We start from the raw sequence: 19,811 nt of genomic DNA, 5'->3' as shown, positions 1-19,811 counted from the left end.
CATGCAGCTTTCCGCGCTGGACACCGAACTGGTCGCACTGGCCCGTGACCACGGCCTGCCGGCGCTGCTGGGCATGGCCCGGATCGGCGCCTGCCTGGTCTGGATCCCGTACCTGTCGCCGGGCGTGATGCCGGCCAAGATGACCCGTTCGGTGATCGCGGTGATGGTGGTGATCGGCCTGTGGCCGTCCACGGCCGGCGCCGCCATCCCGCCGGACATCCTGTCCATGGCCGGGGTGGTGCTGCGCGAGGTGCTGATCGGCACCGCGATCGGCCTGGTGGTGGCGCTGCCGTTCCACATCTTCCACGGCATGGGCGCGATCGTCGACAACCAGCGCGGTGCCGGCATCGGCGCCATGCTCGACCCCGTCAGCGGCATGGAAGCCACCGAGCTGTCCAACCTGCTGCAGCTGATGAGCGTGGTGGTGTTCCTGGCCACCGACGGCATGATCGTGCTGCTCGAAGTCCTGCAGGACAGCTACCAGCTCATTCCGATGGGCAGCGGTTTCAGCCTCGACCTGGCGCGCCTGCAGAACTTCGCTGGCACCCTGCTGGCCGGCGCGGTGCGCATGGCGCTGCCGGTGCTGCTGCTCTTGTTCCTGGTCGAAGTCCTGCTCGGCACCCTGTCGCGCTTCTCGCAGCAGATGAATCCGTTCTCGCTGTCGCTGGCGATCAAGTCCTTCATCGCCTTCATCGCGCTGCTGTTCTACCTGATGCCGACCATCACCACCCAGGTTCCGCTGATCCGCGACAGCACCGACGCGCTGCAGCTGCTGCTGGAGATGCCGAAGTGAAGACCGAGAAGCCGACACCGCACCGCCTGCTCAAGGAATCGAAGAAGGGCAAGAGCTACGTCAGCCGCGACCTGGCCGGGTTCGCGGTGCTGCTGGCCGGGCTGGTTGCGCTGGCCACGATGACCTCGACCCAGGCACTGCAGGGCTTCTATCGCGGCATGGCCGTGCGCGGCTTCAGCCTGACCCCGGCCGAAGCCGCGTGGCAGGCCACCCAGGCATTCCTGTGGATTGCCGTGCCGGTGGGCGTTGCCGCCATCGTGGCGGCGGTGCTGATCTCGCTGCTGCAGAGCCGCGGCGTGATCGCGGCTGAAGCGGTGCGCATCGACCTGGCCCGGGTCAATCCCATCTCCGGCTTCAAGAACCTGTTCTCGCTCAAGACCGTGAAGGGCGTGATCAGCGCCACCTTGTACCTGCTGGCCGGCCTGGTGTTCGTGGTGCTGGCCTGGAACCTGTTCGCGCCGAGCCTGTTCGCGCAGGTGCAGATGCCCGACAAGGCGGCCGGTGCGCTCTGGCACAGCGTGGGCTGGCGCAGCACCGCACTGCTGCTGGCCGTGCTGTCGCCGATCGTGTTTGCCGCCGCCTTCATCGAGTACCGGCTGTACATCCGCGAAATGCGCATGGAGAAGCACGAGGTCAAGCAGGAGCACAAGGACCACAACGGCAATCCCGAAATCAAGCAGCGTCGCCGCCAGATTGGCGAAGAGCTGTCCGGCCAGACCCAGGCCGACATCGCCGGCTCCTCGCTGATCCTGGCCAACCCCACGCATATCGCGGTGGGCATCTTCATCCATCCGGACTACCCCGGCCTGCAGTTCGTGTCCTTGCGCGAGCGCGGCAACCGCGCGCGCAAGGTCATCGCACTGGCCGAAAAGTGGGGCATTCCGGTCGTTCGCGACATTCCGGTCGCACGCGCGGTGTTCTTCAAGACCCGCCGCTACCAGTTCGTGCCGGCCGACCTCACCGTTCCCATCGCCCGGATCCTGCAGTGGCTGAAGGACATCGAACGCAACAACGCGCCGGAATCGACACCGCCGCTTGACGACACCCCGACGCGCCCACCCACGGAATGAGGGAAACCCGAAAGTCCCCCCTTCGCATCCCCGCCAGACTGTGCGTGTCCTGCAGCGCCGTCGGCCCCCAACCGGTAAACCACCATGAACCAAGCCCACGACGCCCCCACCGATTCCCACACCCAACAGTCCCAGATGGACGAGCTGGCCCAGCTGTTGTTCGAAGGCGCCCAGAGCGGTGCCGCGATCAAGGATCTGAAAGGGGTCAGCGATGACCTGCTGGAAAGCGTCTACGCCTATGCGCACCGTTTCTATACCGACGGCCGCCTGGACGAAGCCGAAACGTTCTTCCGCTTCCTGTACCTGTACGACTTCTACAACGGCGACTACGCACTTGGCCTGGCCGCGGTGCTGCAGATGAAGAAGGACTACGCCAAGGCCATCGACATGTATGCGCTGGCCTACGCACTGCTCAAGGGCGACGAACGGCCGATGCTGCATGTCGGCCAGTGCCACCTGGCCATGGGCAAGTTGACCCTGGCCAAGGGCTGCTTCGAAACCGTGCAGCTGCGTTCCACCGATCCGGACCTGCTCGCGCGGGCCAAGGTCTACCTGCAGGCGCTGGCCAGCAACGGCACTGCGCCTCCCGAATCCACAGAGGACACCGATTCCGCATGATCATCACCGCTTCCGCCAGCCACCTGCCGCTGGCCTTCACCGGCAAGACCCCCGCCCGCGACGACGCTCCGTCGATCGCCGCCGGCTTTGGCTCAGCCCCCTTGCAGCAGGTCGAAGCCATAGATCGCAAGGTGCTGGAACTGCTCGCCAAGGCCGCCAGTGACGGCAACAGCGGTACCGCTGATGCGGAAGCGCCCAACCCGAACGCGCCGGTACTGCGCAAGGCCGACATGCAGCGCCTGGTGCGCGCGGCCCTGCAGCAGGCCCAGGCCAGCGGCACCACCGCGCCGCGCATGACCCCGGAAGCGGCCATGACCCTGCTGGCGATGCGGCTCAGCGAGCTGGTCACCACTGAAAACAGCCGCAGCCTGTCATCGCAGCTGGAACTGGTGAAGCAGCGCCTGGCCCAGCGCGCTGCCAGCTCGCTTGAGCTGGCCGAAGCCATCCGTTTGGCGCAGGAAGTGGTGGATGCCGCCATGGCCGACATGGGCGCTGCTGAAGGCGAGTTGCTTGCCGCCGCCGAAGCGCTCAAGGAAGCCGAAGCCGAAGTAAAGCGACTGGAGAAGGCACTGGCCGATGCCCTGCCGGAAGACCAGGACGCCCTCCGCGCGCAGCTGGAAGACGCCAAGGGCAAGGCTGCGGAAGCGCAGGTGAAGATGGATGATGGCATCACCACCCTGGTCCAGGCCTCGAACGCGCTGAACAAGGCGCTGGCCGATCTTGAAGATTTCAAGAGCCAAGCCGACAAGCTGGACCCGAATGGCAGCGTGAGTGTCCGGGGCGACGAGAAGGCCCGTACCAATGCCGCCGCCCTGAGCGAACTGCTGGCGGTGCTGCAGGAGATCATTGGCAAGGCCAACGACGCCAAGCTGGAAGCCGATACCCGCCTGGTCCAGGAAGTGCTGCGTCTGCGCGAAGCCGAAAACCTGCGTCGCTCGCAGGAGTACCAGGACGAACTGGCCAAGGCCGAAGCCGCACAGAAGAAGATGGGTTGCATCGGCAAGATCATCGGCTGGGTCGTCACGGTGGTCGCGGTCGTCGCAGCACCGTTCACCGGTGGCGCCAGCATGGTGCTGGCCGGCATCGGCCTGGCCCTCGCCATCGGCGAAGAGCTGGGGCTGAACATCATGGGCAAGATCATGGAGCCCATCATGAAACTGGTGATGGAACTGGTGAAGGCGGTGGGCAACGTACTGGGCGACGCGCTTGCATTCCTGGGCGTCCCGTCCGACATCGTCGACAAGATCAAGGACGTGCTGGGCGTGATCGTCGTGGCGGCCCTGATCATCGCCGCCGTGGTGCTCACCAAGCGCGTAGCCGGTACTGTTGCCGTACAGCAGCTCGCAAAGGCGGTTACCCGCGCCGTGACCGAGGCCATCAGCAAGGCGCTGCCGCAGATGATCAAGATGCTGGCGCAGTCGGCCAAGAGCGCCGTGGACGACGTGGCCAAGGCCATCGCCAAGACCGCCAGCAAGGTGACCAGCAGCAACGCCGACACCCTTGCCACGCGCACCGGCTATGCCACCAAGGCATCCCACACGCTGCAGTTCGCCAACCAGACCAGCCAGGGCGTGGGCGCCATCGTGATTGCCGACATGCAGATCAATGCCGCCGAGCTGCTTGCAAAGCTCGAGGTTGGCCTGGCCGACAGCCAGATCTTCCGCGACCTGATCCAGAAGATCCTCGAGTACTTCATGCAGACCAACAACCTGGTTGCAGACCTCTTCAAGCAGATGACCAACGTGCAGGAATCCGAATACGAAACCGCACAGTTCGTCACCTCCCGTGTCGGCCACGCTGCCTGACCGGCGCAGGGCTACCCCATTCTGTTCTCAAGGATAACGAAATGACCACCTCGATTCCGATTCAGCAAGCAACGCCAGTGCGGATGCTGGACCTGCCGAACCTGAAGGTCCCCGTTGAAAGCACCGTCGAAGCCAGCCAGACGGTACCGATGGATCCGCAGACCCTGCGCACGCTCACCGAGGCCGTAGCCAGCAAAATGCTGGTGGAAGGCGAGAACGGCGACGGTCGCACCGCAGAAGCGCCGGTAGCGAACCTGCGTGCTTCCACCATTTCGCTGCGCGAAGCCAGCGAAAGGCTGGCCGGTATCGTCAGCGAGCTGCCCGTGATTCTCTCGGCCCTGCTTGGAACGCAGGATCCGCTCAAGAGTGAGGAGGGCGCGACCGTGCGCGCCGCCGAGGGCGCCGCTGCCCAGGCACCGCTCCTCGCCTCCCGCGACGGCGCCGATGTGGCCACCACTGCCGAGGGTACGACCGGCGTGGATGCCGACGTGGGCGACCGCTCCGCCAATGCCGGGGCCTGGATCGCGTCCAGCCCGTTCAGCAACTTGCTGGCACTCCTGCGCCAGCTGCTCCTGAAGTTCGAGAAGCTGGACCGCGACAACAGCACCAAGATGGTGATCATGCAGCGCGAGATCACCATCCTCGCTGGCGACAAGGGCGTGGAGAAGGCGCGTGAAAATCTGGGGGGCACCATCGGGGCCGCCGTCATGACCGGCGCGATCGGGGGCGCGGCACTGAAGCAGACCTTCAAGTCGAACACCATCCAGACCGCTAGCATGAAGAGCAATCTCAATGCTGGCAACAACACCAAGGTCAGCGCAGAGGCCTCCTCGGGCGGCATCCGTAGCAGCGCCACGCCCAGTGATGAGCTGCGCCCGGCCCGCAACCTCAACGGCAGCCCGGTCGAATCGGCACGGGGCAGCGAGCGTCCAGCGGCAGATCTGCAGGCGGATACTTCGGTCGACCGTCACGCCATCGACGCGACAATCAAGTCCACCGGTCAGAAGACCAGCGAAGAATCGAATCAGCTCAACCATGGCATGGAAATGGCGCGGTCCCAGATCCCCGCCAGCCAGGGCATGATGCTGAACATGCTTGCTCCGGGCATTGGCGCGACCGTCTCCTCGGGCGTGCAGATCGAGTCCGAAATGACCGAGGCGGAACGCCAGCTCGCACTGCAGGTGGCAGACGTGTTCCGTCGCATCGCCGACGAGCAGCAGGACCAGTCCGCCAAGACCCGCGACATGCGCGACGCCGCCGCGCAGCTGTTCGAAAGCATGCTCAACCTGATGTCCAGCACCAGCGCGCACATCATCTCGAAGTACTGAGGCACACCATGACGACCCCCATCGACACCGTCACCGCGGTCATGTCCATGCGCCCCCTGCAGGCACTGCGGGGGGAGGTGAAAAATGCAGCGCTGGAAGCGCCCGCGCTGGATCCCGAAACCCGCTCCCGGCTGCTGCAACTGGGTCACCTCGCCAGGAGTGCACGCAGCGCCGCCGCGCAGCAGATCCGACTCACCCAGGAGCTTGCCACGAACGGGCTGTCAATGGCGGGGCCGGCAACGGCGGAGTCGCTGAACGACGCGGTCGCGATGGAGGAGCTCAAGCGCAAGCACCAAAAGAAGTCGGAACTGGCCGCAGGGCTTCGACATGCATTGCAGGGCTCTTCCCGTACCCAGGACGACATGGTCCGCGCCATTGGCTTCCTGATGCCGCAGATACTCATCGAGGATGAAGATTCGGTGGGTCTGCCGGGCTTCCAGGCGCCGATGAAGAATCCGGCCGACCTGGACATGAGCGGCCTGATCTGGAACTCGCATGCCGATTTCTTCGAGCAGATCAGTGCCCTCCTGGGTGTGCTGCAGACGGAGTGGCTGAGCAAGTATCAGGATGCGCTGGCGAAATTTCTGGAGTTCTACCAGAAATTCTCGGACATCATGGAGAAGATCTACCCTGCCGCCGATGGCGACAAGGGCGATGTTCACATCAAGTTCGAACAGGTGCACGGAGAGCTGAAAAGGCTTGCCCAGGAGTACGGTCTCGATGCGAACTCGCTGGCGGATTTCCCGTCCGAAGATGCTGCCAACGCATTCAAGGAATCCCTCGGTCTGCCAGGCCTCACCGTCACCGGTCCCGATGCGGACGGCAGGTGGCACGTAAAGATGGATCTCTCAGCGGTCGAGGACATTACGAAAAGCATGGAGATCGGTTGGCTTCCCGGAAGGCCATCGCCCTTCGGCGTAACCATGGACAGCGCCATGTACAACGCCTGGGTCTCGGCAAAAGACAGCAACATGGAGCAGATCAAGCACGTCAGCAAGGTGTTGGGCGAGAAGCTCAATGAAATGACCCAGAAGTACGACAACATCGTGAAGATCCTCAGCTCTTCGATCGACAAAATGTCCGAGGCCAACAACAGCTACGTGCATAACACCTGACCTGCGCGTACCGGCGGCGACTGAAACGCCGCGTTCTGTAGTAGTTCACCAGCTCCCGGGCGTCGGTCATCGACGCCCGGAACTCCCTTAGCGGTATGAAGCGAGGAACTCCACCATGGCAACCGCCATCAGTACTACGAACGCGCAGTTTGCATTGCGTGCCTTTGGAATCCAGGCCGTCGAAACCCCGGCGGCCAGCCTCGAAGCAGCGTCCCTCGATCCCGAGCTGCAATCGCGGCTTCGGCAGTTGAATGGAATGGCACGTGCGGCGCAGCGTGACGCCATCGTGTTCGGCCGGATCGTGTCCGAACATGATTCGGGTCTGCCGGACCAGCGGGACATTGCCCGATTCGAGGCAGCCTACCTGCGTACGCAGCACTCCCAGTCCGATCTACTTCGGGCGCTCAGCTTCCTGATGCCACGGGCCTTCGCGGAATCGGGTTCAGGGGAAGAAGTCCCCGTGGAAGAGGGCGGCTCCGGCAGCGCGAAGGATCTGGACGCGGGCGGTCTGGTCTGGTCCTCCCACGCGCAGTTCTTCGAGCAGATCAGCGCCCTGATTGCCATCCTGCAGACCCAGTACCTGAGCAAGTTCCAGGATGCGCTGAGTCAGTTCCTGGTGTTCTATGACCGGTTCTCCAACATCATGGAGATGCTCAAGCCGGTCGCCTCGGGCGACAAGGGCGACATAACGATCGACTTCACGCTCGTGCACGCAGAGCTCAAGAAGCTCGCGAATGAAACCCTCAGCGACGCGATGGTGCTGGGCAAGTTCTCCTCCCAGGAAGCCGCCGAAGCGTTCATGAAATCCGTCGGCCTTCCAGACCTGCCGCTGTACGGGCCGGGAGCGGATGGACTGTACCGCCTGACCATGGATCTCTCCGCCGTGAATGGCCTGATATCCAGCATGGAGGACAAGAACGGGGATCCGCTGCCCAAAGGCCACAAGATGGACAGCGCGCAATACAACGCCTGGGTCTCTGCCAAGGACAGCAACACGGAGCAGATCAAGCACGTCAGCAAGGTGCTGGGCGAGAAACTCAATGAGGCGACCCAGAAGTTCGACAATATTGTAAAGATTTTGAGCTCGTCCATCGACAAGATGACCGAAGCCAACATGAGTTACGTGCGTAACACCTGAGTTGCGCATTTTACTGGAGATTTAGTTATGCCCGGTATTTCCAACGCGCTGTCAGGCGCATCCGCTGCTGTTCGCCCCGCGTCAAACCCCGTACTGCGCGCCATGCTCAGCCGGATGGTGCTAAACGACGTCAGAAATGGAGCGGGCCCGGCCCGTTGCCGGATGACTCATGCGCGCGGAATGCATGAACGCATGGCCTATGCGGATGCAATGAGCGTGTCGCGCAGCGTCATGGAGGCGGGCAAGGCAACGCTGTCCAGCGATGATCAGATATCCATCGAAAAGGGGATCGACCTGCTCGGCACGAAGAGTGCAGAACAGCTGGGTCCTGTGCTGGTGGAGTACCTGACGACGTTTGGTGCGGTGCGCGCCGCTATTGTGGAGCTGCTGCGCGAAGGCGCGGATGCGGAGCGCCTGGCGCCGCTGTTGGACAAGTTCGACAAGAACCTTGTGACCATCGGAATCCGGATGGGCGAGTGCAAAGGCATCCCGGACGCGGCCAGGAACAAGTACACCGGGAAAGTGTGCGATGCGGTGGAAGCCGGCAAGCAGCTGATGGTCAAGTGCGCAGGCGAGGTGGGATCGGAAGAATTACTGCGCGGTGTCGCGCAGTCCATTCTTCCCAATTCCATCCTACAGAGCCTCACGGAACGGCAGCCGCATCTGGTGGAAGCCTTCCAGGAGCCCGATGGCGCAAAGAAGCTGCTCGACGTGATCGTGTCCACCGCCGCACACAAGCTGGAAGCCGGGCTGATATCACACATCGGAACGGGAGGCGCCGAGTCGTTCAGCGGTGCCGTTCTGGATCTTCTGAAGACGGCCGAGTACATCGTGCCCGGACAAAAGGGGCAGGCGGGCGAGTCACCCGCTGATCCGGCGGATGTCAACGCGCCTGCTCGGCCGGACCTGCCGCGGAACTTCGCGGATGCCGGCGCGCCCGTGAATTACACCAACGTCCACACCCCCGTGAAGGTGGTCAACGAACTCGGCGATCTGGTCAAGTTCATGGAGCGCGACCGGTCGCTTCCGCTGAAGGAGGTGCGAAACCTGGTCAAGGATGCGCACCGTATCGGCCAGCGGCTGGGCGCGACCCAGGAGCGGCTTCGGTCACAGTCGGACCTCATTGCCAAACTGCTGGAGGACAATGCGCGCCTTCGGAACATCGTGAGTCGAACAGAATCTGAGAGCAGGGGCACTGACCCACGAAATGACCTTGATGGTCACACGCTGCGGGAGCACCACGCGACCCTATCCACTCAGAGAATCGACCTTGGGTCGCTTTACGATCTTGGCACTCCCTCGCCCCGGCGAGTCGACGTCGCTGAGCGAAACCAGCAGGGATCGAATGACAGCACGCAGAAGATCATCCGCCAGGATGATCGTGCAGAGAGCTTGTTGCAGCGCGGAAGCGGCAATGGCAACGATGGGACACGTCGCACTCCGCCTGGATCGGAAGATGAGACGGACGGCCGCTCGTCGCCGCCGACGCAGCCGACCGACCCGAAGCGGCCGACCGGTGGCGACCACCTCGATCTGACCCGCTCTGAACGCAACCTTCAGCAGAAGGGCGACGACGATCTGCAGCGCACCAAGCGCGATACCGATGCCAACACCTCCAGCAGAATCAAGCTTGATAGAACGACCCGGTTCAATGGAGCCGGCGCGCGGGGTGCTACCGACGAAGTGGATCGGGAATGGCTCAACTACCTCGCGGCACTCGACATCGCACCCGCCGGAACGCCTGAGGATCCCTACCAGCCGGTAGGGCCGCGCGCCCTGTTCAACAGTTCCGAGGCGGCTGCTACCCGGCCGAACCGGACGCTGTCGGCAGTCGATCTGAAGCAGTACCTTGCCGCCCGGAAGCTGAAGGTTGCCCAAGGCGAGGCAGGCAGGAATGACCGGCCCGGCAACGTGGACTTCCGCCCCAAGCCTGTGTCGGACGCCGTTCCGCGGTCCGCGGAGCTCGATCGGCTTGCGAGGTTGCTCTCCGGTCCGCAGTGGTTGGGACGCGATGAGCTGCGGATCGATCCGCTTGCGCCTGATGTGACGTCGACGCCGCTGCGTTCGCCGCCGTCGTCGCCTGTCAGCGATGCAGCCAGGCAAGCCGCCGTGCTTGATTCTCTGAACAGGCTGTCGGATGCGGAGCATCCTGAGTCTGATCGCGACGACGAGGGTATTGAAGTCAGCGAAACCCGCATGATGGCACCGCAGACTCCGCCCCTTATGTCGCCGCCCGAGCGCGCCCGAGACATAGTGTCCAATGCCCAACGGGTCCTCGCAGGAGGTCAGAAGGAGCTTTCCTCTCCGCCTATTGTTTCGGTGACCGGGAAAAACCTGGAGCGCGGAGCGCCTGCGGGCATCCCATCGCCGCTGGCGGCGCTGGCTCGCTCCATCTCTTGGCCGCCGGGTTCCTCTGCCACGACGACAACGGTACGCAATCGTTCCGATTCGCTGGCCAGTGTCAGTTCGACTGGCAGCCGCCCGGACCCGCTTCGTGACCGGATCGTCGCTGACTCGCGCTCTCCGCGAGGCACTGTAGAACGTCATGTCCGATTTGACGATGAGGTCGAGTACTTCTCGGACAGCGATAGTGGTGCGGGGGAGAGCGCTGACTCCGGCAATGAGTCGCCCCTTGTTCCGTCGAACGCGGACTGGGAGCCCCAGCGGGTCGACCGTGTCGCGGACCGTGCGCCCGTTGAGCTGAAGGTACGCACGGCGAAGGTGCAGATGGGCGACGTGATTGCCGAGCTCAAGCAGATGAGTCCTCGTCAGTTGCGGTCGGCGCTGTGAACACCGAGTTGAACCTGCAGGACCTCCGCCGTCTGACGGCCGCCCATCTTGGGCGGCCGTTGGAGGAGATAGGCTCGCAGCAGCGCCTGGTCGAAGACCTGGAGATCGACTCGCTGGAAATGCACGCGCTGTTGATCCAGATCGAGGAGGCCGGTGGAACACTGCCGGACGCAGAAGCCCTGCGCGACGTGGTCACCCTGGCTGACCTGTATCGGGCGATGGTCGGTCCGGACGCACCGCCATGGTCGGCCTGAAAGCAGGGCTGGTGGTGGCGCTGCTCGCCATCACCACGCCGGCCGCGGCCAGCCCGCTGTTCGCCAGCCTGGACCGCCATGGAAAACTGCAGGTCTCCGATGCCCCCCTCGCGGGGGCAGCGGCGTTTGATCCGCATCGTCCCTTCGTACCCGCAGCACCCAAACCCGTGACACGCATCCCGACGGCGAAGGCCGTCGCGCCTTCCGCCATGCCCAAGGCGGCCTCGCGCTGGAATCCGATGATCGAACAGGTGGCCGCCGAACACGGCGTGGACGCGCGCCTGCTGCATGCCATCGTCCGCGTCGAGTCCGCCTACAACCACCACGCCCGGTCCCACGCGGGAGCGCTTGGCCTGATGCAGGTCATCCCGGCGACCGGCAAGCGCTTCGGCGCCAGCGACCTGCTTGATCCTCTGCAGAACCTGCGGGCGGGCACCGCCTACCTGGTCTGGCTGCACCGTCGCTTCAACGGTGACCTGAACCTGATGCTGGCCGCCTATAACGCTGGCGAGGGTGCTGTGCAGCGCTACGGAAATCGCGTACCTCCGTTCAATGAAACTCGCCACTACGTAGAGAAAGTAACCAAGCTGTACAGCGGTTTGCTGCGGTGATCAAACCAAAAATGCCTGAATCCTGACTCAAGCACTTCGAGGGAAGTAACTCATGCCGACAACGCCAAGCATCAAAGTCGCGCCTTCGCGGCCCGTCCAGCCGCCACCGTTCAGTCTGCAGCAGACACTCAACAGCATTCGCCTGGACAGTATCCGCAATTCTCCAGCACCGACCTTCACTTACTGTCACATGAGTGCGGAGGGAGTTTGGAATCGTCAAGCATCGGGGCATGCTTTGAGTGTTTGCTATGACATTTTTGCAAAGCCCCGGCCAGCATCGTCCCGTAGAGAGAGTGATGCGATCAGCAAAACACTGCGGTGGATGGCCCCAAACAGTGAGGACCGCCTTGGTGCGCCTGCGTTGCAACGCTTTTTCGTTTCCGGCGCTACTTATGCATCGCTACTGGAGCTTCTAAAGACGTCACCGGACGACCCGCTGTTGCAGAAGTGTCGTGACGAACTGGAGGCGACAATCTACAGGGCGGGGGTTCGTGCAGGTCGTTGTCCTACCGCACCTGTCGGCGCCTGCACTGGCGGTAAGACAGTGAAGTTCACTAAGGTGTTGAGGGAGGCTCAGAAGCGCGTAGAGCAGTGTAATGCCAGAATTGGTAGCCAAAGACTCATGGATGGAATGGCGCGAGCGCTGCTGACTAGGCCCATTGCAGGTAGTATTGAAGAAAGAAGGCCTCGGCTCGCGCCGATACTAAATTCCCCTGAAGCCAAAGACGTTCAGGTTTACTCGCTCATCAAGGAAAATCTTGCGGATGAGACGGAGCGGCGTATTGCCATGTGCTTGGAGATCGGAACATGGTCTTACGTAGATTCGGCGATTTTTGCACTAATGGGTATTCCTGAGTATCTAAAGTGGGGCTTGCCTTTGCCCAGCGCTGATGGAGCTGAAGTGTCGCCTGGTACTTCTTGAGCGCGAGCTCGGCGCCGCGTGCCGGGGCGCAAGGAAGTGCAGTGAATGGGTGCGGGACCGAAGTTTCCTTTTCCAAGGGAGATGCGACAGCGGCTTGACCGTGATGCTGGCCGCGTACAACGCCACGGCAACCGCGTGCCACCGTTCAGCGAAACCCGACACTATGTCGAGAAGGTCACGGCGTTGTATCGCGGCGTGCACTGACTACAAGAAAACGTAGTAATCGGACATTGAAAGATATTTCATGGAGGGGCTCCGGGGGAGCTGTCAGTCTGCGCGTCGTCGCCGCAATGCCTTGTGCAGCGGCCTTCCCGCTCCCGCTTTCCCCGGACTCCCATGCTCCCCGCGCACAAGTTGAAACTGCTTTCCGGCCAGCTCGATGGCGTGGAATTCACGCTCTCCCCCGGCGACACCATTTTCCATGTCGGCCCGGCCCGCACCCTGCACCAAGGGCAGCTGGGGACCACGCTGGCCAACGCCGACAACGTGTTCTACATCCCCGGCGACCTGGCCCCGGCCTCGTTCCGGATCCACCTCACTGACGATGAAGTACGGCTGGAAGTCCGGGCGGAAGGCGCCGAGTTCTGGTCGCCGAAGGAACTGCCGCTCAACGCCGTGGTGCATGTCGCCGGGCTGGCAATGGCGGTGCGTGCCGAAGACCAGGCCTGGTCGGCGGGAGTCCTGGACCACCGGCTGCCGGTGGTCGTTGACGAAGGCCTGACCCTGCCGCCGATCAATCGACCGACCCGCGCGAATGGTGTGCGCCGCTGGGCCGCTGCCGCACTGGTGGCGGTGGTGCTGGGCGCCGGCGGCTGGTGGCTGTACGACACACAGCGCCCTGCCACGCAGGTGCGCACGCTGGAAGCGGTGCTGGCCAAGTCCCCCTACAACTACACCGTGGTGCACGACGCCACCGGACGCCTGTACGCCTTCGCCGACAACCCCGAAGCCGTGGCCTGGGGACAGCGCGCCAGCCAGCGCGCCGGGCGCCTGCAGGACCAGTACCGCGACCGCCATGTGGAAGCCGCGCGCATCGGCAGCGTGATGGACAGCGCCCGCGTCGACTACGCAGTGGTACGCCTGCGCAGCCCGCAGCGCCCGGAAGTGGTGATCACTGCGCTGGGCATGAACGACGTGGAGCGCCGCCGCCAGGTGCAGGCGCTGCTGGCGCCGCAGATGCCGTACGCGGCGGAGATCGACGTACGCTCGGTCGGCGACGGCGAACTGGTGTCGATGGCACGCGCCGAGCTGCGCGCGCGCGGCATCAGCACCCGTGCCGGCGGCCAGGCAGGTCGCGCCAGCATTTCCAACGACGTGTTTCTTGATGACGCCTCACTGCACGCCATGGCGCGCTACCGCGACGACTTCGTGCAGCAGTGGGGTGAGCGCCGCGTGCGCATCAGTATCCGTTTGTGGGACGACCTGTTGAAGGGCCGTTCCTACCAGTATTCCCAGGATCAACTGCTCTCGGTGGGCGAGGGTCGCTGGGAGTTTTCCACGGCAGGTAGCCGTTGACCTTTCTGTTTTTCTTGGAGCAAGTACATGAGCATGGCAACTATCAATCCTGTCCCCGTCGGTGGCGAGTTCGATGGCGACAAGCCGGACCCGACCAAGTCCTGGGGCTGGCTGGGTGATCACAGCGATCGTTTCGACAAGGGCGTGGAGAAGCTGAAGGTGGAACTCGACGCAGCCTTCGCCGCGCTGGCAGGGGACAAGGACGGCAAGGGTGGCGACCCCACCAACCCGGCCTTCCTGGCCGACTACCAGACCGCGCTGTCCGGCTACACCACCTACCGAACCCTGCAGTCCAACTCGGCCAAGAGGCTGTCGGACATGCAGAAGCAGAACGCCCGCAACCTGGGTTGATGAACGCCGGTACCGGCAGCGCTGCTGCCGGTACCCGGACCGCAGGCGGAACCCCCGCAGGAGATACCCCCATGCAAGTGACCCAGATCGCGACCGAACTCAACGTGGGTGGCGACGCCGCTGGCGGCACCATGACGTTGTCGGATCGCATGAGCCATGCCCTGGCCAACAGCTATGTCAGCGCCGGCGAGGACCTGGGCCGGATCCAGGCAGCCAGCAGCAACGCCGACACCGCCACCAGCCCGGCCGCACTGATCGAGCTGCAGCTGAACCTGGCCGACTACACCAAACGCATGATCGTGGCGGCCGGCCTGGCCAACCACGCCAACAAGACCGTGGAGACGCTGCTCAAGTCATGAACATGCCGTCTTTCACGGCCGCTGCGCGCCGCCTGTGCCGGTGGCGCGTGGTGCTGCCCCTGCTTGCGGTGCTGCTGTTGGTTGGCTGCGCGCGCAAGCCACTGCTGGAAAACCTGGACGAGCGCCAGGCCAATGAAGTCATCGCCGTGCTGCTGCGGCATAACATCAATGCCGAGAAACTCAACGCGGGAAAGGGCGGTTACCAGGTACAGGTGGCCCCGCGTGACCTGCCCGAGTCGATCGAGCTGATGCAGCGCAATGACCTGCCGTCGGCACCGCGCAGCCAGGTGGCCGCCGCGTTCCCGGCCGACTCGCTGGTCAGCACGCCGCTGGGCGAGCGCGCGCGGCTGATATCCGCGGTGGAACAGCGCCTGGAAGAATCGCTGGCGCTGCTCGACGGCGTGCAGTCCAGCCGCGTGCACCTGAACTACGACGCAAACCTGGGTACCGAAGGCCGCCGCATCGAACGTCGCCGCATGCATGTGGCGGCGGTGATCGCGCACGATCCCGGGATCGACGCGGAAGTGCTGCTGCAATCGGTGAAGCGCTTCCTGCGCAATACCTTCGACGGCATCGAGTACGACAACGTCTCTGTGATCCTGACCGAGGTGGAGGGCCCACGCACGTTGGCGGTGACCACCGGCAGCGAACGCAGCCTGCCGCTGGCGCTGATGCTGCTGTGTGCCTTCGGGGCGGTGCTGCTGGTGCTGGGCGGTTGGGTGCTGGTGCGGCTGGTGCCCGCGGTCGGCACCCGCGTGCGCGGCCTCTGGCAGCGTGCCACCGCCCGACGCGAAGGCCCCACCGGCTGGAGGCGCTGGCGTGGTGCATGACGCCATGCGCATCGCCTACGCGCCGGCCGCCTACTACCGGCCGTGGCAGGCGCTGTATGCCAATGCCAACCACGAGCAGCAGCGCTGGTTGAACGGCGCGCTGATCCGCCAGCGACGCCTGCCGATGCCGACGTCGCTGGCACCGCCGCCGGAACTGCTGCCGCGGCGGTTGATCGGCCTGTGGCCGCGCCTGCCGCAGGTGGCCAGCCTGATGGCGGCGGCGCGGCTGCGCGACTGGTTGCCCTCGCAACGCGGCTGCGCGGCGTTGCCGCCGACGTTGCACGCGTTCATGCGCGCCGGTCATGCATCGCAACCCGCCAGCGTGGTGCCAGCACACACCGATGCCGACCTCGCCGACACCCTGCTGCTGTGGGGCGGTGCCGAAGTGCAGGCACTTGCGCCGCAGTTGCCAAGCTGGCTCTCGGCCAGGCTGAGCCTGCCGTTCGCGTCGGCCCCGGCAGACCCCGCGCGCCCGCCCACCGGCGAGCGCGCCGACCTGGACCTTTTCTGGACGGCGGTGACCTATGTTGAAAAGCTTTCCTGAGCACGTCCTGGCGCATGCCCAGGGCGGTGTGATCGCACCCAGCGCACTCGGCCAGGCGGCTCGCGCCGACCAGCTGGAATCGGCGGCGCGCCGTCGCGCCTCCGACGTGCTGGGCGCGTTGCCCGGGCAGGTCGATGCGGCCACCACCGAGGCCCGCCTGGCCGGCTTCGGCCAGGGCTATGCCGATGCCATCAGTGAGGCGGTGCCGCTGCTGGCCGCCGCGCTGGGCAATGTGCAGGCGGTGCGCGAGGCGGTGCTGGGCCAGGTGCGTGAGGTGATCGCGGCCAGCTTGGCTGCCGAGGGCGTAGATGCGGCGCTGGTGGTGCAGCGCTGCGAACAGCTGCTGGGCAACGCCGATACTGGCCTGGTCCTGTACGTGCCCGAGCAGATGCCAGAGCTGGGCGAGGCGGTGCGTGCGCAGCTTGCGCAGAAGCCGGACGCACCGGCACTGCAGCTGCTCTCCGCGCGCTCGGCACTGCCGATGCTGAAAGCGGGCCCGTTGCTGTTTGAACTGGATCCAGTGGGTGCGATCACCGCCGCCGTGGAGGCCAGCGTGGATGCCGACGCACTGGACGCGGCCGCGCGCCAGCGCGCCCGTGACTATGCCGCCGGCATCGATGCCCGGCTCAAGCGATTGCCGTTTCCCCAACCCGTGCATGGAGTGGAATGATGTTTATTGAACCGTTGGGCGCAACCGTGCCCTTCAACCCGGACCGCCCGCAGGCCGAGCAGGAGAACCTGATGCGGCGCCTGCGGGCCGCGATCGATGCGGCGTCGACCAAGCCGGAGGAATCCGAGCAGGAAACCAAGCCGACGCCGGATGACCCCAAGTTTGAAACCAAGCCCATTCCGCCGGACATCGCGGAACTGACCCGGCAGATGGCCGTGCACTGGTGGATCACCGAGTTCACCCAGAAGATGATTTTCGGCGACGACGAAATGATGCCGAAGCCTGACGAGTATTGACGTCCGGTACGGCAGATACGAAGCGGGCCGCATGATGCGGCCCGCAGTTCGTTTCAGGGCGTAGGTGCCGTAGCGCCGGCGCCCGGTGCCGCGATCCAGCGTTCTATCTTGGCCTGCAGGATATCCAGCGGCATCGAACCATCGCGCAGCACTTCGGCGTGGAAGCGGCGCGGGTCGAAGGCGGCTCCCTGTGCAACCTTGGCCTTGTCGCGCAGCTCCATCATCTTCAGTTCGCCCAAGCCGTTGGCCAGGGTCTGGCCGGGCAGGGCCATGAAGCGCTCGACTTCGGCAGTGGCGTCTTCCACCGGCAGGTCGGCGGTCTTGACCAGGTAGTCCACTGCCTGCTTCTTGCTCCAGCCCTGCGCATGCACGCCGGTGTCGGCGACCATGCGCGCACTGCGGGTCAGCGCGCCCTGCAGGTAACCGATCCGTGCGTACGGATCCTGGTACACGCCCAGTTCGTCGCCCAGCGACTCGGCATACAGGCCCCAGCCTTCCACGAACGCGATGTCGCCACCAAGGCGGCGGAAGCGCGGCAGCTTGTCCAGTTCCTGCTGCAGGCCCAGCTGCACGTGGTGGCCGGGAATGCCTTCATGCAGGTACTGCGCCGGTGCCGACCAGGTGCGGCGGCTGGGTAGGGCATTGGTGTTCACGTACAGCACGGCCGGACGCATGCCATCGGGCAGCGCCGGCTGGTAGCTCACTGCGGCGGCGCTGGCCGCGCGATCCGGCTCGACCGGGCGCACTTCCAGCCGCGCCTTGGGCTGGGTGTCCAGCAGGGCGGGCAGGCGCGTGTTGACCTGCTGCTGCAGCTGCTTGTAGCGCATCAGCAGCGCGTCGGGCGTGTTGTACTGGAAGTTCTTGTCGGTGCGCATGCTGCGCATCAACTTCGGCTGCGAACCGCGGATGCGGTTTTCCTTCATCACCGCTGCGATCTGCTCCTGCAGGCTGGCCACGCGCTGTTCGGCCAGCGTATGGATCTGCTGCGGGGTGAGCGTGCTGGCGGTGGTCTGCACGATGTTCTGGGCGTACCAGGCCTGGCCGTTGGGCAGCGCCGACAGGCCGTCGGTGCGGCGGGTGGCCGGCAGGTATTCGGTGGCGATGAAGCCCCGCAGCGCGCGGTAGGCCGGCATCAGGCGGAATTCGATCATCCGCTTGTACTCGGCGGTGATGCGCGCCTTGTCTGCCGCAGAGAAGTCGTCCGGCATGTTTCGGATCGGCGCCCAGAAGATAGTCTCTTCAGCGGTTGGCTTGAGTACCGCATCCAGCTGTGGCAGCACTTTTTCCATCAGGTCGCGCGGCTGCACCACCCCGGCGCGCATGCCTTCGCGCATATTGGCGATGGCCTGGTCGAACAGCGGCGGAATGCCCACCGAGCGCTTCGACCAGGTGTCGTAGTCCTGCACGGTGTTGAAGGGCTGCGCACCCGAGCCGGAGCCAAGGATCGCCATGATGCTGCCCAGGTTGTAGTACTGGCTGACCGGCAGCATCCAGGCCGGGTACTTTTCGGCGGCCAATGACATGCGCGCGTCGCGCACGAAGATCTGGTAGCTCAGCAGGTCCTGGCCGGTCAGGCCGTCCGGGCCGATCTTCTCGACCTTGCCCAGCCATTCCTGGGTGAAGTCATGCGACTGCTGGCGGTACGCGGCGGAGAGGATGTTGGGCAGCTGGTCGTTGTGGCGGCTGTCGCCCTGGAAGGTGGCCTGCAGCGGGTTGAGCCGCATCGAGGCGTCCCAGTACTCGTCGTAGATGCGTTCGAGCTGGGCGGCCTTGCTCTGCTGGCGCACCAGCGGCTGGCGCGCGGGTGCGGCGGCGGGCCGGGCGCGCGGCTTGGCCTTCGGCTTGGCCTGCCGGGTCTGCGCGGCAGCCGGGCGGTTGGCCTTCTTCTTGGCGGCCTCGGCGGGCGCGGCGGCGCTGAAGACCAGCAGCGAGGCGATGGCAAGCGCCAAGGCACGGGCGGGGTAAGGCATGGAACGCTTCCGTAAATCCTATACAGACCCGGGAGCTTGCCTGATCAGCCCGCCCCAGACCAGCGCTGCCGGGGCGGCTGTACAGCGTAGCGACACGCCACGCGTGTCCCACGCAAAAAAATAACGAAACCTTTACGCGATCAGCGTTCCCCAGCCCGCGTGAACGGCACGCTCTCAGGCGCCACCGCCCCGCCGGAAATAATGAAACTCATCGCCTGGTCCACGGTCCAGTCGGTCGGGGTCAGCAGCTCCACCGGCACGATTTCCAGATACCCCGAGGTCGGATTCGGCGTGGTCGGCACATACACTGCCGCCAGCTCGCGCCCGGTGCCCTGTTCACGGATCACCCGGGTCACCAGCCCCACCGCCTTCATGTCCCGGTGCGGGAAGTCGATCAGCACCACGCGCTGGGTGGTGCCCGGCTCGGTCTGCAGCATGTCCAGCAGCTTCTTGGCGCTTTCATAGATGATGCTGGCCAGCGGAATGCGCTTGATCACCGCGCCGAACCAGCGCAGCAGGCGCTGGCCGATCACGCGCCGGCTCAGCACGCCCACGCTCAGGATGACCAGAAGGGTGGCGAGCAGGCCGATCACGTTCTGCATCCACTCGACCCGGATCCAGCCGAGGTAGTGCGGGAACGAGGCGGCGATCTGCGCCGACAGCGGCACGACCAGCGGGCTGCTGATGCCCGAGAGCAGCACGAACACGAACTTGATGACCACCCAGGTCAACCAGATCGGCAGCAGGGTGAGCAGGCCGGTCAGGAACAGGCGCTGCAGGGAAGGGCGCGGAACGAGGTGGGGGGCTTCGGTCGACATCGGCGCATTGTAGC

General features: G+C 64.7%; 20 protein-coding genes. 18 read left to right on the top strand and 2 right to left on the bottom strand.

Going from position 1 to position 19,811, the window contains the following annotated elements; all coding sequences use genetic code 11:
- Nucleotide 1: 1 nt before the first annotated feature.
- From sctT to HGB51_RS05340, 18 genes are all read left to right on the top strand, one after another.
- Nucleotides 2-793 (top strand): type III secretion system export apparatus subunit SctT, encoded by a 792-nt coding sequence (gene sctT, locus HGB51_RS05425; protein ID WP_070206860.1) that lies wholly within the window; start codon nucleotides 2-4, stop codon nucleotides 791-793.
- The gene (locus HGB51_RS05420) at nucleotides 790-1,863 is read left to right on the top strand and encodes an EscU/YscU/HrcU family type III secretion system export apparatus switch protein (protein ID WP_070206859.1); all 1,074 of its coding nucleotides are present in this window, start codon (nucleotides 790-792) and stop codon (nucleotides 1,861-1,863) included. The genes sctT and HGB51_RS05420 overlap by 4 nt, the downstream gene beginning before the upstream one ends.
- 84 nt (nucleotides 1,864-1,947) lie before the next feature.
- Nucleotides 1,948-2,481, top strand: a complete 534-nt coding sequence (locus HGB51_RS05415) for a SycD/LcrH family type III secretion system chaperone (protein WP_070206858.1) — start codon at nucleotides 1,948-1,950, stop codon at nucleotides 2,479-2,481.
- Nucleotides 2,478-4,286, top strand: a complete 1,809-nt coding sequence (gene sctE / locus HGB51_RS05410) for a type III secretion system translocon subunit SseC family protein (protein WP_070206857.1) — start codon at nucleotides 2,478-2,480, stop codon at nucleotides 4,284-4,286. Before HGB51_RS05415 ends, sctE begins: the two co-directional genes overlap by 4 nt.
- A gap of 41 nt (nucleotides 4,287-4,327) precedes the next feature.
- A complete protein-coding gene (locus HGB51_RS05405; protein ID WP_141739051.1) occupies nucleotides 4,328-5,614 on the top strand; it encodes a hypothetical protein in 1,287 nt (428 codons plus the stop codon).
- Nucleotides 5,615-5,622: 8 nt separating this feature from the next.
- Complete coding sequence (locus HGB51_RS05400; RefSeq protein WP_070206855.1) at nucleotides 5,623-6,729, top strand: IpaD/SipD/SspD family type III secretion system needle tip protein; 1,107 nt, start codon at nucleotides 5,623-5,625, stop codon at nucleotides 6,727-6,729.
- A 115-nt stretch (nucleotides 6,730-6,844) separates the two neighbouring features.
- Nucleotides 6,845-7,867: an IpaD/SipD/SspD family type III secretion system needle tip protein gene (locus HGB51_RS05395; protein ID WP_084738851.1), complete on the top strand. Its 1,023-nt coding sequence runs from the start codon at nucleotides 6,845-6,847 to the stop codon at nucleotides 7,865-7,867.
- A gap of 27 nt (nucleotides 7,868-7,894) precedes the next feature.
- The gene (locus HGB51_RS05390; protein WP_171966751.1) at nucleotides 7,895-10,657 is read left to right on the top strand and encodes a hypothetical protein; all 2,763 of its coding nucleotides are present in this window, start codon (nucleotides 7,895-7,897) and stop codon (nucleotides 10,655-10,657) included.
- Entirely contained in the window at nucleotides 10,654-10,911 is a 258-nt protein-coding gene (locus tag HGB51_RS05385) for an acyl carrier protein (protein WP_070206852.1), read from the top strand. The genes HGB51_RS05390 and HGB51_RS05385 overlap by 4 nt, the downstream gene beginning before the upstream one ends.
- Complete coding sequence (locus HGB51_RS05380; RefSeq protein ID WP_070206851.1) at nucleotides 10,899-11,522, top strand: lytic transglycosylase domain-containing protein; 624 nt, start codon at nucleotides 10,899-10,901, stop codon at nucleotides 11,520-11,522. The genes HGB51_RS05385 and HGB51_RS05380 overlap by 13 nt, the downstream gene beginning before the upstream one ends.
- Nucleotides 11,523-12,066: 544 nt before the next feature.
- On the top strand, nucleotides 12,067-12,444 hold the full coding sequence (locus HGB51_RS05375; RefSeq protein WP_171966750.1) for a hypothetical protein: 378 nt from the start codon (nucleotides 12,067-12,069) through the stop codon (nucleotides 12,442-12,444).
- Nucleotides 12,445-12,780: 336 nt separating this feature from the next.
- A complete protein-coding gene (locus HGB51_RS05370; RefSeq protein ID WP_070208378.1) occupies nucleotides 12,781-13,959 on the top strand; it encodes a PrgH/EprH family type III secretion apparatus protein in 1,179 nt (392 codons plus the stop codon).
- Between the two features lie 27 nt (nucleotides 13,960-13,986).
- Nucleotides 13,987-14,310, top strand: a complete 324-nt coding sequence (locus HGB51_RS05365) for an EscF/YscF/HrpA family type III secretion system needle major subunit (protein ID WP_246233407.1) — start codon at nucleotides 13,987-13,989, stop codon at nucleotides 14,308-14,310.
- A 71-nt stretch (nucleotides 14,311-14,381) separates the two neighbouring features.
- The gene (gene sctI, locus HGB51_RS05360) at nucleotides 14,382-14,669 is read left to right on the top strand and encodes a type III secretion system inner rod subunit SctI (RefSeq protein WP_070208379.1); all 288 of its coding nucleotides are present in this window, start codon (nucleotides 14,382-14,384) and stop codon (nucleotides 14,667-14,669) included.
- Nucleotides 14,666-15,499 (top strand): type III secretion system inner membrane ring lipoprotein SctJ, encoded by an 834-nt coding sequence (gene sctJ, locus HGB51_RS05355; RefSeq protein WP_084739018.1) that lies wholly within the window; start codon nucleotides 14,666-14,668, stop codon nucleotides 15,497-15,499. Before sctI ends, sctJ begins: the two co-directional genes overlap by 4 nt.
- Before the next feature lie 4 nt (nucleotides 15,500-15,503).
- Nucleotides 15,504-16,043, top strand: a complete 540-nt coding sequence (locus HGB51_RS05350) for a hypothetical protein (RefSeq protein WP_070208381.1) — start codon at nucleotides 15,504-15,506, stop codon at nucleotides 16,041-16,043.
- Nucleotides 16,027-16,713 carry a hypothetical protein gene (locus HGB51_RS05345; protein ID WP_141739164.1) on the top strand — a complete coding sequence of 229 codons (687 nt, stop codon included), beginning with the start codon at nucleotides 16,027-16,029 and terminating at the stop codon, nucleotides 16,711-16,713. The genes HGB51_RS05350 and HGB51_RS05345 overlap by 17 nt, the downstream gene beginning before the upstream one ends.
- Nucleotides 16,713-17,009, top strand: a complete 297-nt coding sequence (locus tag HGB51_RS05340; RefSeq protein ID WP_141739165.1) for a hypothetical protein — start codon at nucleotides 16,713-16,715, stop codon at nucleotides 17,007-17,009. Before HGB51_RS05345 ends, HGB51_RS05340 begins: the two co-directional genes overlap by 1 nt.
- Before the next feature lie 53 nt (nucleotides 17,010-17,062).
- On the opposite strand, the gene HGB51_RS05335 is transcribed toward HGB51_RS05340, so the two are convergent.
- Together HGB51_RS05335 and HGB51_RS05330 are read right to left on the bottom strand one after the other, a co-directional pair.
- Nucleotides 17,063-18,979 (bottom strand): DUF885 domain-containing protein, encoded by a 1,917-nt coding sequence (locus HGB51_RS05335; RefSeq protein ID WP_070208384.1) that lies wholly within the window; start codon nucleotides 18,977-18,979, stop codon nucleotides 17,063-17,065.
- 140 nt (nucleotides 18,980-19,119) lie between these two features.
- Nucleotides 19,120-19,797, bottom strand: coding sequence for a DUF502 domain-containing protein (locus tag HGB51_RS05330; protein WP_070208385.1), 678 nt, complete (start codon nucleotides 19,795-19,797; stop codon nucleotides 19,120-19,122).
- Nucleotides 19,798-19,811: the final 14 nt, after the last annotated feature.

It is taken from the genome of Stenotrophomonas bentonitica (genome assembly GCF_013185915.1).
Classification (GTDB): Bacteria; Pseudomonadota; Gammaproteobacteria; order Xanthomonadales; family Xanthomonadaceae; genus Stenotrophomonas; species Stenotrophomonas bentonitica.
The sequence above is the reverse complement of the archived record's forward strand: the minus strand, read 5'-3'. Positions and strand labels throughout refer to the sequence as shown.

What these genes read in the sequence shown, in the direction of transcription:
- sctT (WP_070206860.1), top strand. Translation starts at nt 2, where the DNA reads ATGCAGCTTTCCGCGCTGGACACCGAACTGGTCGCACTGGCCCGTGAC.
- HGB51_RS05415 (WP_070206858.1), top strand. Translation starts at nt 1,948, where the DNA reads ATGAACCAAGCCCACGACGCCCCCACCGATTCCCACACCCAACAGTCC.
- sctE (WP_070206857.1), top strand. Translation starts at nt 2,478, where the DNA reads ATGATCATCACCGCTTCCGCCAGCCACCTGCCGCTGGCCTTCACCGGC.
- HGB51_RS05405 (WP_141739051.1), top strand. Translation starts at nt 4,328, where the DNA reads ATGACCACCTCGATTCCGATTCAGCAAGCAACGCCAGTGCGGATGCTG.
- HGB51_RS05400 (WP_070206855.1), top strand. Translation starts at nt 5,623, where the DNA reads ATGACGACCCCCATCGACACCGTCACCGCGGTCATGTCCATGCGCCCC.
- HGB51_RS05395 (WP_084738851.1), top strand. Translation starts at nt 6,845, where the DNA reads ATGGCAACCGCCATCAGTACTACGAACGCGCAGTTTGCATTGCGTGCC.
- HGB51_RS05390 (WP_171966751.1), top strand. Translation starts at nt 7,895, where the DNA reads ATGCCCGGTATTTCCAACGCGCTGTCAGGCGCATCCGCTGCTGTTCGC.
- HGB51_RS05380 (WP_070206851.1), top strand. Translation starts at nt 10,899, where the DNA reads ATGGTCGGCCTGAAAGCAGGGCTGGTGGTGGCGCTGCTCGCCATCACC.
- HGB51_RS05370 (WP_070208378.1), top strand. Translation starts at nt 12,781, where the DNA reads ATGCTCCCCGCGCACAAGTTGAAACTGCTTTCCGGCCAGCTCGATGGC.
- HGB51_RS05365 (WP_246233407.1), top strand. Translation starts at nt 13,987, where the DNA reads ATGAGCATGGCAACTATCAATCCTGTCCCCGTCGGTGGCGAGTTCGAT.
- sctI (WP_070208379.1), top strand. Translation starts at nt 14,382, where the DNA reads ATGCAAGTGACCCAGATCGCGACCGAACTCAACGTGGGTGGCGACGCC.
- sctJ (WP_084739018.1), top strand. Translation starts at nt 14,666, where the DNA reads ATGAACATGCCGTCTTTCACGGCCGCTGCGCGCCGCCTGTGCCGGTGG.
- HGB51_RS05350 (WP_070208381.1), top strand. Translation starts at nt 15,504, where the DNA reads ATGCGCATCGCCTACGCGCCGGCCGCCTACTACCGGCCGTGGCAGGCG.
- HGB51_RS05340 (WP_141739165.1), top strand. Translation starts at nt 16,713, where the DNA reads ATGTTTATTGAACCGTTGGGCGCAACCGTGCCCTTCAACCCGGACCGC.
- HGB51_RS05335 (WP_070208384.1), bottom strand. Translation starts at nt 18,979, where the DNA reads ATGCCTTACCCCGCCCGTGCCTTGGCGCTTGCCATCGCCTCGCTGCTG.
- HGB51_RS05330 (WP_070208385.1), bottom strand. Translation starts at nt 19,797, where the DNA reads ATGTCGACCGAAGCCCCCCACCTCGTTCCGCGCCCTTCCCTGCAGCGC.